The organism is Mesorhizobium sp. M1403, from assembly GCF_040317695.1.
In the GTDB taxonomy this organism is placed as follows: Bacteria; Pseudomonadota; Alphaproteobacteria; order Rhizobiales; family Rhizobiaceae; genus Mesorhizobium.
In genome coordinates, this window is the sequence record NZ_JAMYKY010000042.1 from 1 (window position 1) to 12,736 (window position 12,736).

General features: G+C 56.6%; 7 protein-coding genes and 2 pseudogenes. 6 read left to right on the plus strand and 3 right to left on the minus strand.

Features of this window, described 5'->3' with window-relative positions:
* Nucleotides 1–250 precede the first annotated feature (250 nt).
* Nucleotides 251–932, minus strand: a pseudogene (locus NKH01_RS32550) (IS630 family transposase); the annotation flags it as partial.
* Nucleotides 933–1,261: 329 nt separating this feature from the next.
* The gene (locus tag NKH01_RS32555) at nucleotides 1,262–1,714 is read right to left on the minus strand and encodes an Lrp/AsnC family transcriptional regulator (protein WP_353024384.1); all 453 of its coding nucleotides are present in this window, start codon (nucleotides 1,712–1,714) and stop codon (nucleotides 1,262–1,264) included.
* Nucleotides 1,715–2,833: 1,119 nt separating this feature from the next.
* Here NKH01_RS32555 and NKH01_RS32560 point away from each other — a divergent pair.
* From NKH01_RS32560 to NKH01_RS32585, 6 genes and pseudogenes are all read left to right on the plus strand, one after another.
* Nucleotides 2,834–3,883, plus strand: a complete 1,050-nt coding sequence (locus tag NKH01_RS32560) for a GHMP family kinase ATP-binding protein (RefSeq protein WP_353024386.1) — start codon at nucleotides 2,834–2,836, stop codon at nucleotides 3,881–3,883.
* 9 nt (nucleotides 3,884–3,892) lie between these two features.
* Nucleotides 3,893–4,951, plus strand: a complete 1,059-nt coding sequence (locus tag NKH01_RS32565; RefSeq protein ID WP_353024388.1) for a cysteine synthase family protein — start codon at nucleotides 3,893–3,895, stop codon at nucleotides 4,949–4,951.
* Nucleotides 4,948–7,662, plus strand: a complete 2,715-nt coding sequence (locus NKH01_RS32570) for a lyase family protein (RefSeq protein WP_353024390.1) — start codon at nucleotides 4,948–4,950, stop codon at nucleotides 7,660–7,662. The genes NKH01_RS32565 and NKH01_RS32570 overlap by 4 nt, the downstream gene beginning before the upstream one ends.
* Before the next feature lie 491 nt (nucleotides 7,663–8,153).
* Complete coding sequence (locus NKH01_RS32575; RefSeq protein ID WP_353024393.1) at nucleotides 8,154–9,377, plus strand: ATP-grasp domain-containing protein; 1,224 nt, start codon at nucleotides 8,154–8,156, stop codon at nucleotides 9,375–9,377.
* Nucleotides 9,378–9,941: 564 nt separating this feature from the next.
* Entirely contained in the window at nucleotides 9,942–11,075 is a 1,134-nt protein-coding gene (locus NKH01_RS32580; RefSeq protein ID WP_353024409.1) for a M24 family metallopeptidase, read from the plus strand.
* Nucleotides 11,076–11,272: 197 nt separating this feature from the next.
* Nucleotides 11,273–12,184, plus strand: a pseudogene (locus NKH01_RS32585) (IS3 family transposase); the annotation flags it as partial.
* A gap of 13 nt (nucleotides 12,185–12,197) precedes the next feature.
* On the opposite strand, the gene NKH01_RS32590 reads toward NKH01_RS32585, so the two are convergent.
* Nucleotides 12,198–12,545: a hypothetical protein gene (locus NKH01_RS32590; protein WP_353024395.1), complete on the minus strand. Its 348-nt coding sequence runs from the start codon at nucleotides 12,543–12,545 to the stop codon at nucleotides 12,198–12,200.
* Nucleotides 12,546–12,736: the final 191 nt, after the last annotated feature.

Genomic DNA, 12,736 nt, shown 5'->3' on the forward strand with positions numbered 1-12,736 from the left:
GAACGCCGCATCAGAGGCCGGACACATGTCAGCACCCGACCACGCTCCTCATTCTTCATATAAGATTCTTCTTGCGCTGACGGGGGCGTCCACACATGCCTTGAGCACGCGAGATTGAATTGGACCCGCTCCGCGAACTCCCATACGGGCCCGCGGCATGTGGAACGCCGCATCAGAGGCCGGACACATGTCAGCACCCGACCACGCTCCTCATTCTTCATATAAGATTCTTCTTGCGCTGACGGGGGCGTCCACACATATCCATGACGACGATGTCGCCGGGTTTCAGCACGGTGATGAGCTGCTGCTCGACATAGGCGCGGAAGCATTGGCCGTTGATTGGCCCGTCGAAGACGCAAGGTGCCGCGAGCCTATCGCAGCGCAGCGCGCCGAGGAAGGTCAGCGTGCGCCAGTGGCCGTGCGGGGCCAAGCCGCGCAGCCGCTCGCCCTTCGGCCGCCAACCGCGCGGAGCCATGTTGGTCTTGATCCAGGTCTCGTCGATGAAGACCAGATGCTGCGGATCGAGGCCGGCCTGCCAAGAGCGCCATCGCTGACGCCTGCGGGCAATATCAGCGCGCGCCTGCTCAAGGGCGAACAGCGTTTTTTTTGAAGCTCAGGCCCTCGCGCCTCAAGAATATCCAGACCGCGTTGTGCGAGACCTTGACCCCGCGTGCGGCCAACTCATCCTTCAGACCATGCAGTGTCAGATGCGGCGTCTCACGCACACGCGCCTCGATGAAGGCACGGTGCGGCTCCAGCACCCTCTTGCGATGTCCGCCCATCTTGCCAGGCGCAACCGAGCCAGTCGCCCGATGGCGCTGCAACAACTTGACCGCCGCCAAAACCGAAATGCCGAACCGTTTCGCGGCCGACCGGCGGCTCTCGCCGGCGGCACGCCGGCGATCAACGGTTACAGCTACGCCGTCCGCAATGGCTGACGCTCGACAGATTGAGTTAGCTATCCTGCCGTGCCAGCGACGCGCTCAAAGTTTTCGAGGGTCTTAGCAAATCGAGGAAGTCAGCTGTTGACTGCCCCCAAAGGCGAAGAGGATCGATCGAGTTCATCCGGAATGTCTTAATCGGTGGAGGGAAAAAGCCAAAGGACACCAGAAGGAGCTAGTCAAGTAAGTAGAAAGTCTTTCTTCCATTGGGTCTGCGAGAGCCCGTTGCAAATTTTGGACTTTCCTGGAGACCGGAGAATTTGGAGTGAGGTGCTTCAAAGGCGGCTCGGATCGATGGCTTTAGTGCAATTCGCCGAAAGCTATACCGTGACCCGAGGCTCGAACTTAACACGATCAAGGCTGATCATACTCCTAAATTTTCGCACGTTGGGGTTGGTATAGAGCTTTGTCTTGACAAAGACGTCAAAGGCCTCGACGTCCTCGACCGAAACGACCAGGACGAAATCGGCGTCGCCCGTCACCATGTAGCACTGAGTTACCTCCTTGGCCGCGCGCATCGCGCGCTTGAAGTCGTCGACAAGGTCCAGACGTTCACGGTCAAGTTCAACTGTCACAACAATGGTAAGCGATTTGCCAAGAGCCTTCGGATCCACGAGTGAGATATCCGCAACGATTACGCCCTCCGCACGCAATTTGTTTACTCGACGCATGCATGAGGCGGCTGAAGAACCGACGAGTTCCGCGAGGTCGGCAAAGGAGTGCCGATTGTTCCTCTGTAGCGCCGTCAGGATCCTTTTATCTAGGTCGTCCACCGTCTGATGCCCGGCCATACTTGCAGATTTAATATTTACTTCGCAATCTTAACAATTTCATAGTTCTCTGCAACGTTTGTTTCAAAACTACCCGCAAAAGTGAAACAAACAAGCATTCATGGTCCGCCAGTTAATCAAATTTGCGCTCCTTCCGGATTCAACCCAGATCGGTCGGAAGTGCGTCTCGTAAGCTGGCGGCATTTCAAACCCGCGCTTTGTGTGATCCGCAGTCAGCAGTGGACGCGTTTTGGCAACACGCCGCACTCTGCCGTTTCCAGACTACCTCGCCTCAAATCCTCGGAGAGCTTCACCGCTAACCTGGATTCGTAGCCCTGTTTCCGTAGCGTCTTGCAGTTCGCATGGATCCGGCGATTTGAACAGGCGAAGAAGTCTCTCCTGGAGGGGCTCACGCGACGGCTTGCTGGCTGGCTCGAGGTCGTCGCAGGTCCGACGTGCGGCGGGCAGCGTTCGACGAAGGCGCGGCTCTCGCGGAGAGTCTTCTGCCCTGCGCGCGGGTGGCCGAGGTGGCACCCAGGCACGGGCCCCGCGCTGTGCCAGGTCTATGACTGGCCCGAGCGGTCTGATCGGATTCCACGGCTCGCGTTGCCTAAAGGGATGGCCTCGGCCACCGGCTTTGCGGCGCTTGCCATGGAAGAGCCGGCGCGGAACAAGGCGGCGTAGGCTTCCATCGAGAGCGTCGTGGGCGACGCCGTGGTCTGGGCGGGGCATGACGTCGACGCCGGGCATCTGTCTCGGGTGATCCGCGATGTACGTGGGGGCCAACGATCCCGCCGGACTGCCAGATGCCAGCGTACGCAAAGCAGGATCAGTGAATGCTCAAACCGGTGTCCCTTGAACGTCGCGCCCACCAAAACTCGCTGAGACGTTCCATGCGGCGCCGCCGGCAATCATGGGTGTAACAGATACTACAAGTAATTTCATAGAATCTTTGCAACCGCAAATCACTGCCAATGGTACGTTCACCTCAAAGTCTGAGGCCAGACAGCCACGCACCTAGGTACTTGAAAGTAATCCAAATGAAAAACGACCCGCACTCCGATGATCCAAGTCTCATTTCCTAGCAGCAAATCGGATGCAGCGTACCTTAGGGGAAGTGATATGCCGATCCAGCATTCCACCTATTCCATCGACCCTGCAGGAAGCAGGGGGAGCATCACGACTACAGAACTTCTAGAAGCGGCCGCCGATTCAGTTTGGGCGCCATACATGTGCTACCAGACGTTCGGAGGCACTGCTGAGCTTATCGCCGAGGATGAACAACAGCCAAGAATTCATTCTGGCGAAGCTCTTTGTTGCGGCACATTCGGCGAGTTGCTGCAAGGCCAGTTACCGGTCGGCGCCGTTCCTCGGGACCCTCACTTCTTAGTCACCATGCCCATCGCGGTCTTTGCGCGAGCTCACTTCATGCCGATTGCAGGGACACGATCCGTATCCGTTTATCCATCACATAAAGTCAAAGCAAAACGACTAGCTGAGAATCTCGTGATTGCTCTCGGTGTCTCAGGAGGAAGCCTCCTTTTGCAATCCGAGCTCCCCGAAGGCAAGGGGCTGGCGAGTTCGTCTGCGGATCTTGTTGCGGCTGCACGGTCAATCGCCTGCTGCTTCAAGCGCAGAGTCCGGACATCATTGATTGAGAAGCTAATGGCGGAGATAGAGCCATCCGACGGGGTGATGTACCCAGGAGTGGTCGCATATCAGCAGCGAGCATGTAGCCTTCTCTCCTTCCTAGGTCAAATGCCGCCGCTTGCAATCGTTGGTATCGATGAAGGAGGGACCATCGAAACGGTCGACTATGATCAACGGCGAGGTGAAATCTCCGCCAGTCACAGAGCAGAATATCACCAATTACTCGACCATGCGCGGATCGCAATTCCGCGGGGTGATACGGCCACGATAGGTAGAATAGCTACGGCCAGCGCGCTCCTGCATCAGGAGCGGGTCCCAAAGGAGCATCTGAATTCGATGCTGAAAGCATCCGAGGCCACTGACGCTCTCGGGGTCATAGTCGCGCACAGCGGCACAATGATTGGAATCCTGCTTGATCGAATGGCGGCTGATTTTCCACGGAAGCTTCGGTCCGTGCTCGCCCATGTATCGCCGTTCGACAACTCGCCAAAAATATATCTGACCATGACTGGCTGCCGATGAGGAAGCAATATGGACGCCGTTCACAAACGCCTGCCATTCTCTAGCTATTCTGATGCCTATGCTCTCCCCAGCATTATTAAATGTGAGACAAACCTTTATGTTGCGCAGTTTGCGTTCATGAAGCTTCTCCCTGCGAAGTACATCATTGAGCAAGCGCTGGCTCGAGGAACCTTGAGGCGCGGCATGAAAGTTCTCGAGACCTCGAGCGGAACGTTCGCGCTGGGTTTGGCCGTGGTCTGCCGAGAACGTGGATTCCAGCTCGAAATCTTCACAGATCCAGTGATGGACAAAGGCCTGGAAAACAGGTTGCGCTCCTTGGGAGTCGACGTGTTCATAATAGCTGAAAAGGCGAAGCAGGGTGGCTATCAAAGAAACCGCCTCGACGCGTTACACGCTAGGATGAGAAAATTGGGGCACTCCTGTTTCTGGCCCCAGCAATACGAAACACCCGACAACCCCGCAGCGTATAAGCTCTTTGCCGATCAGATATCGGGGATGTTGGGTGCCGACGTAACTTTGGTCGGTTCTGTAGGGTCAGGCGGCTCTACTTGCGGAACGATAGAGCGCCTGCGCGAAAAGGCCCCTGGGGCGCGCCTGGTTGGAGTGGACACCTTCAATAGCGTCATTTTTGGCCAACAGGATGGCGAACGGAAACTGCGAGGGCTGGGGAACAGTCTTGTCCCCAAGAACGTGAAACATGAACTATATGACGAGGTGCATCTCATCTCGGCACAGCTCGCATTTGCTGCAACGCGAACCCTCCACGAGCGGCACGCCGTCTTCGCCGGTCCGACCTCCGGAGCGAGCTACATCGTGGGGCGCTGGCGTGCTCGGCGGTATCCAGAAGAGACCGTAGTCGCCATATGTCCTGATGAAGGCCACCGCTACGTCGAAGCTGCATACGACCGCGAGTGGCTCAAGCAGAACGCATGTCTATACGACAGTGTTCTGCTGGACGCGCCGGCCACCGAAAATCACCCTTCGACTGCCCTCCCACCATGGAACCGATATCCCTGGAAGCGGAAAAGTGTGAAAGCTGTCCTAAACGTCCCGGAGGGCGCGTCATGATGAACCGAGGTAGCTTCCTTTTCGTGGAAAGCAACACAACGGGCACTGGCGAATTATTGATGAAGCGGGCCCGTGTCCTGGGCTTTGAGCCCTATCTCGTTACGCGCAATCCTGCGCGCTATCCTTTTCTCAAGGGTTCGGTCGCTGAAGTGATCGAAGCTGAGACCGGCAGCCCGGATGACCTCATCGGGGTCGCCGCCAAATTAGGCAGGCTGGTAGGTGTATATTCGTCGTCGGATTATTTTGTGGGGGCAGCGTCACGTGTCGCGACGGCGATAGGGCTGCCAGCAGCGAATCCGGAGGCTATTGCTACATGCCGGAACAAATGGAAGCAAGCGGCCGAGTTACAGCGACAATCAATCGCGATCCCTGAAACTCGGCTGGCCACGTCCGTCAGAGACGTCGAGCATATTCTTGGCCAAGCTACTCTGCCGGTGGTCATCAAGCCGGTGTCCGGCAGTGGTAGTAGCGGCGTGCGGTTATGCGATAGTGCAGCAGCCGCGATCGAGGCGTTTGAGAGTGCAAGGGACGTATTGGTGGATCAAGTGGATCTGGCCAGTCCCGAAATCCTGATCCAGCAATATGTGGAGGGTAAGGAATACTCCGCAGAGATAATTGCCTATGATGGGACGCTGCACTGCCTTGGAATTCTCGCCAAGCACAAAGGCCCGCCTCCCTGCTTCGTTGAGGTGGGGCACGACTTCCCGGCCCCGCTCCCGGAACGGTCCCTCAAGGAACTGGCTTCTTTTGCCACGGGCGCGGTATCGGCTCTGGGCTTGGAGTTAGGACCGGCTCATGTAGAGTTTGTGATATCCGAGCGGGGCCCCGTCATCATCGAGGTCAATCCTAGGCTGGCTGGAGGAATGATTCCAGTCATGCTTTCGCACGCTTTGGGCACGTCAATCCTTGACATGGTGATTAGACTTTACGCGGGAGAAGGGTTCACGCCTCCACGCGCGAGCGCAAGGGCAGGAGCCATCCGTTTCCGACTTGCTCACATATCCGGGAAGCTTAAGCACCTGGGCTTCTCTCGAGATTCAGAGCCAGCAGTGGCCGAAGCGGGTCTTTTGAAATCTGAGGGAGGGGAAGTTAAAATAAATGGCGACTTCAGAGACCGGGTTGCCTACGCCGTAGGCATCGCTGATGAACTCAACGTCGCCGCAGCGGCAGCTGAACGGATGATTGATTCTATTGTGATCGATATCGAGGCTGCCGCTGGCGAATCGGACAACAAGCAAGGCGCTGGGTCGAGCGAGGGCAGGTGGACCCTACATCCCGAAGCGATGAAGTTGCTCGCCCCGCCTATCGAAATTTCGCGTGACGGCCGCCTTCTGCGGTACCAGGCGACCATAGACGAAGCACATCTGGTGATGCTCGCGGATCAGGGCTTGGTCAGCCAAGCAGCCGCTGCCGATCTTCTCAAGTACATCTTGGACCTCCAGGACGAGGGCTTTCAGTCTTTGGAGGGCCGAGATGCTCCGCGTGGCGTCTATCTGGCCTATGAGGCCGAACTTGCCGCAAGAGCTGGCCCGGAAAAGGCCGGCTGGCTGCACCTTGCGAGGTCCCGCAACGACTTGAACGCGACCATTTCTCTCCTGGCCCTTCGGGAAGCTGCGTGTTCCATCTCGCAAGAAATCGGAACTGCACAAGATGCCCTGCTTCAGCGAGTGCAGGAAGCATCGAGACTTGTGGCTCCGTTGTACAGCCAGTATCAGATCGCACTCCCCGGATCGCCAGGACACTACCTGCTTGGCGTCTTCTTCGCTCTGGGGCGCGAGCGCCAGCGCCTCCATTGCCTGCTGGAAGACATCAGGTACTGCCCTATGGGAGCTGGTGCCGGCGGAGGCACCAGCATGCCTATAGATCCCTTAAAGGCAGCAAATCTTCTGGGCTTCGAAGTGCCGTCATTCAACTCGCTTGATGCTGTTGCAAGCCGTGACCATCACCTACAAGGGCTTTCGCTGTTCGCTGGAGTTTCAATTTTGCTCAGCCGTGTGGCCCAGGACTTGCAGGTTTGGACGACGCGGGAGTTCGCGCTCATCGACGTTCCTCGCAATCTTGCTGGCGGCTCTTCCATGCTCCCACAAAAGAAGAACCCATTTCTGCTCGAACACATCAAGGGATCGGCAAGCACGGTGATTGGAGCGTACGTTTCTGCAGCAACGGCAACCTGCAAAGCGCCTTTCAGCAACTCGATTGAAGCAAGCAACTACGGCACTCCTCTCAGGCTTTCAGAGGAGGCTCTGAAGAGGGCCATCATGCTCACATCGCTTATCGTGAAATACATGTCGTTCAACGCGAAGTCTATGCGCGAACATCTGGAAGACGGGTCATCAATGACGGCCGTCGCCGCCGAACGGATGGCGTCGCGAGGCATCCCTTTCAGGAAGGCCCACAAACAAATTGGCGAGATCGCCCAGCGCCTCTCTCAGGATAGCTGCGTCGCGCAGCGCCGCAGCGAGCTTGCCAGCCAACTCGCTGATGTGTTGCCGGCGAGTCTTGAAGAATGCAGGGACGCTCTGCAGTTCGGAGGAGGACCCGGAAAACGATCAACCGACGACCAGCTTTCCGTAGCAAAAACACTGTTTCAGGAAATGCAGCTGAAATGTGCGGAGATACGGGAGCGGTGGGCGGGCGCCGAGGTGCACCGCAAACGACGAGTGACAGCACTCGTTGATTGGCAGAAAAGGAGTCACTTAAAAAAGAGTTGAATATGTGGCCTTCCTCTGCGGGGTTAGCATTTTCAAGACGCTGCAGCCCAACTAGGTAGTTGCCCGTGAACGCAAGCCATTGATCTGGCAAGTTGATTGATGAAGGCGGCGGGTTGCCGGCCAGCTCGGAAGCCAAACTGATCCGGTCTCGCAAAAGTGTGCGCCGTCATCACCGGCACCCGCTCAAAACAGGGCGCGGCTGTCAATATGTCGGCGTTTATGGACGGAAACCAGACTAGTTTCCATCCATAAACGCCCCATAACGGGAAGGCATGGCTCTTGGCGGGTTCCGGACGCGGCGCTCACCGCGCCGCGCTCATGTACACTCGGATCAGCCGTTTGGCAGGATCCTTCAACTAACTTTGCAGAAACTTCACGTTTGCAGCCAGCTGACACTGATACCTTCACAGCAAGTCTGAGGTCAGGAACGGATTAAGAGCTGCCTGTTCACGCTCAGATCGCCACACACACATAACGGAGGGTCAACGTCAGTGGCAATAAGAGCGATTATCTTGGTTGAAGGCCACAGGAGTATTGGTTTGCTATATGTGAACGCGGCCGAGCGCCTTGGTCTCTGTCCAATTACCCTATCTGCAGATCCAACTCAGTACGACTATCTTGCGGCGGAAGGCATTCAGGCAATCCGGGTCGACACAAGCAATCTCGATGCGCTGATCCGCGAATGTAGTAGACTGCGTGAGACCTATGACATCGCTGGCATCACTGGCTTTTCTGGCCTCGACGAGTCGGTCCCGGCGACAATCGGCAAGCTCTGCCGGCATTTTGATCTACCGGGACCGAACCCCGCATCGATTGAACGGTGCCACGACAAATTCGTGCAACATCAGATTCTCGCCGAGGCCGGCGTTCCAAGACCTGCTTGTCACTTGGCGGCGAATGCGACCGAGGTGAAAAGCTCTGCTGCTGAGATTGGTCTTCCGGTTGTTGTTAAGCCAGCCGTAGGCTCCGGCAGTAGCGGTGTCCGGCTGTGCCGCAACGCAGACGAGCTAACTGAACATACATATTATCTGCTAGGCGAGAACCAAACATCGCTCTCGTCACCGAGGATACTAGTCGAAGAATTCGCACAAGGGCCCCATTACAGCATTGAGATAATGGGCAACGATGTCTTTGGAATTTCTGCCGCTGACTTCGGCAACAAGCCGCATTTCGTCGGGCTTGAGTACACCTATCCCGCAGTTCTAACCGACGATGAGCATAGGCGTATCACGGATGTTTCGCTGAGCTGTTTGCGAGCTCTCGATCTTGGCTGGGGGCCGACGAACATTGATCTCCGGTGGACGAGACTTGGTCCAGTCGTCATTGAATGCAATCCGCGTCTAGCGGGTGGGACCAGTCCTCAGCTGGCTCAAGCCGCCTACGGCGTCGATCTCATCACCGAGCACATCAAGCTTGTCATCGGCGGCGAATGGGATTTGCGCAAAAGGCATTCGCAGATTGCGGCCGCGCGGATCCTGATACCTGATTGCGATGGTATCCTCGATTGGATTCATGGCGACGGTGAGGCCGCTGCAGTGCCAGGTGTCGCCGAGGTCAAATTGTATGTTGTACCTAAGACGCCAATCGTCAGAAAAGGCGATTTCCGAGACTCTGTTGGATATATCATTGCTGCTTCACCTGACCTCGCGCAGACCCGGTCCATACTTGAGCGGGCCGTGGACTTGATCGATTGGTCGATCACACCTTTTGAGTAAATCGGCAAATAGGAGCAGTCTGGGGTCTCACACGTCGCCGCACTTGCAAAGGTGGCGGCGAGCAAAGGTGCCTGTCGCCGAACACAACTTAGGCGTTGCGGGGCGAGCAGAGACAAATTCCGAGCATGCTCATTGAAATCAGGTATGACCTCCTTTCGGATGAACCTGGGCAAGTACTTTGGCTTAATATTATTGCGCAGGCGGCCCAGGCTGCAGTGGACGTCATGAAAAAGTCGGACCCTTTCAAGGGGAGTCGCTTCGAATAACGCTTTCCATAGTATATTGTTGGACATTCTTTCGGCCGGCAAGCTGATAAGGTTTTCTGCACTTCCGTTGCTCACGGGCCAAATTCCGGCAGCGCGATGGTTCCTGGAGACCGCTGACATATGATTCGCGATTCTTAAATCGAGGGTGATATTGCAGGTCAACAGGTATTCATACCACTTCCGAGGAAATCTTGGATTAATGCATTAATACTACAAAGCCGTATAAGCACAGGAAGTATGCGAAATGACAACAAGTGGGAACGGAATTCCGTTTGACAAGCAAGAGTTTGCAAGACGTATGTCCACCTTAAAGGCCGAGATGGAGCTGCGACATATGGATACGCTTCTCATAAGCGAACCATCGAATATTTACTATCTGACGGGGTACGAAGCTTATTCGTTCTACGTCTTTCAGATCATGGTTGTCCATCGCGATCTTAGTGAACCCATTTGGATTGGTCGATTTATGGACGCAGTTTCGGTACGCCGAATGACGTACTTGTCGGACGATTCAATCCGGCCATACACGGATGAGTACGTGCAGTCCGCCGAGAAGAATCCTGTCGACTTTGTCGTTGCGCAACTTAAAGAGATTTGCCCGACGCTCAATGCCATCGGAGTAGAGACGGGGTCATTCTATTATACTGTCCGTACTCATAGCCGACTTATCGAATCTCTTCCGACGACGCGCTTCCTTGACGCCGAGCTGTTCATCAATTGGATGCGCATTTGCAAAAGCCCCGCTGAAATAGCACTACTGCGAGAAGCAGGCCAAATCTCCAACGCAATGATGACCGATGCGGTGGAGGCTGCGCAGCCTGGCATTCGCGAGTGCGATTTGACGTCGGTCATATACCGTCGGATGATTGCGGGGACACCGGAGTACGGCGGCGTCTATCCTTCGAGCGCCCCCTACGTCCTATCCGGGTCAAGAACCTGCGAACCTCATGCACCTTGGTCAGATCGCATCATCAGCCAAAACACGCCTGTTAATATAGAAACGTCTGGGTGTAGACGTCGATATCATGCGCCCATTAGTCGGACGATCTATCTTGGGACGCCTCCAGATTCCTACATTCGTCTTGCCGACGCCGTTACAGAGGGGATCGAGGCGGCGCTGGCTGCGGTGAGACCTGGCGTTACTTGCAGCGACGTGGCGCAGACATTTCAACAAACAATCGCTCGGCACGGCTTTCATAAAGAGGCCAGGATCGGGTACTCCACCGGGATAGGGTTCCCTCCGACTTGGGGTGAACGAACTGCAAGTCTTCGAGAAAGTGATCACACGGTCCTAAAGCCGGGTATGGCATTTCACATGATGCCGGGTCTATGGCTTGATAATGTGGGCATCGTTCTGACCCAGTCGTTTGTTGTGAATGACTCTGGTCGTGAGGACCTTACAAAGTTTCCAAGGAAACTTATTATCAAGTAACATAGTTCAGTGCACAACCGTCGTGAGCGGACCGGGCGGGGGGCCGCTCTAGTCTTAGTCTAGCGCCCATGCATAGTATGCTGCGGCAAGCAGAAGGGGCTTCGATGATGAACTGATAACATGCTGAGAAGCTTGACCTTGCCCCTCTGATCTAATCCGGTTTGAAGTTCGTTCTGGCCCATCGAGAGGACCAGGACATGAAACGTAGCCGCTTCTCTGAAGAGCAGATCATCGGAATTTTGAAGGAACATGAGGCCGGGGTATCGGTTGCCGATCTGTGCCGCAAGCACGGGGTCAGCGACGCCTCGATTTACAACTGGAAGGCCCGCTTCGGCGGGATGGATGTCTCCGAGGCTCGGCGACTGAAGGCTCTGGAGGACGAGAACACGCGGCTGAAGCGGCTTCTGGCCGACGCCATGCTCGACAATGCCGCGTTGAAGGATCTTGTGGGAAAGAAATGGTGACGCCCGCGGCCAAGCGGAAAGCTGTCGCTCGCCTGAAGGAAGGCTTCGGGATGAGCGAACGGCGGGCGTGTAAAGCGATCGGCTGTTGCCGCATGACGGTTCGCTACGAGACCAGCAGGCCGGACGACCGCGAGCTTCGCGAGCGGATGAAGGCGATCGCGCAGGAGCGTCGCCGGTTCGGCTACCGGCGTCTTCTCGTGATGCTGAGGCGGGAGGGCCTGGTCGTGAACCACAAGAAGCTGTTCCGGCTCTATCGGGAGGAGAAGCTCGCCGTTAGCCGCCGTGGCGGCCGCAAACGGGCGATCGGGACCAGGGCGCCGATGGTGGTGCCGCTGAGGCCCGACGAGCGCTGGGCGCTCGACTTCGTATCGGACCAGCTCACAGACGGGCGCCGCTTCCGCATCCTGGCCGTCGTCGACGACTGCACGAGAGAGTGCCTGGCACTCATCATTGACGTCTCTCTCGGGCATGCGGGTTGCCCGAGAATTGGACCGGCTCATCACCGAGCGCGGCCGGCCGAGAATGATCGTCAGCGACAATGGCAGCGAGTTCACCTCGAACGCCATCCTCGCCTGGGCGGATCAGAACCGCGTCGAATGGCATTACATTGCGCCCGGCAAGCCGATGCAGACGGATGTTGTAGAATAGCCCGTTCTTCTCATTCGGCGGCTTTTTCCACAGCCTTCTGCCTTCCCGGCCTCGTTCGCCATCGGGAAGTCGCTGCTGCATAGGCAGCTTCCGCCTTCTCGACGCGGGATCGTTCTTCAGCGCGCTTGGCCGGGATGTTGTAGTCGAAGGCGGTGCCGCGTCTGGCATGGCTGGTCGGAAGGCCGGCACGCAGCTCGACCGATCTGAACTTGCGGGCGAGCAAGGCCGGCCCGGCCAAGAGACGGTGACGACCGAGACCTGCAAGCTGGAGATTGATGTTCCGCGTGACTAGCAGATTGAGACGCTGCTGGTCGGTCAGGCTGTGGGTGCCGCAGTTCCCGGGGATGAGTAACTGCATACTAGCCAGATTGGGAACAAGGCGGGGAAAGTCGCCATCGAGGCGCGCCAGCCCAGCCTCTACGGCTAACGATCAGTGACCGTTTAAGCCGGCTCCTTGAACATTGCAATCTCTCGAAACTTGTCCAGACGCTCCGTTCACAGAGCTCGTAAGCAAAACGGTCGCAACAGTTTCTTCAAAAAAAAATCACG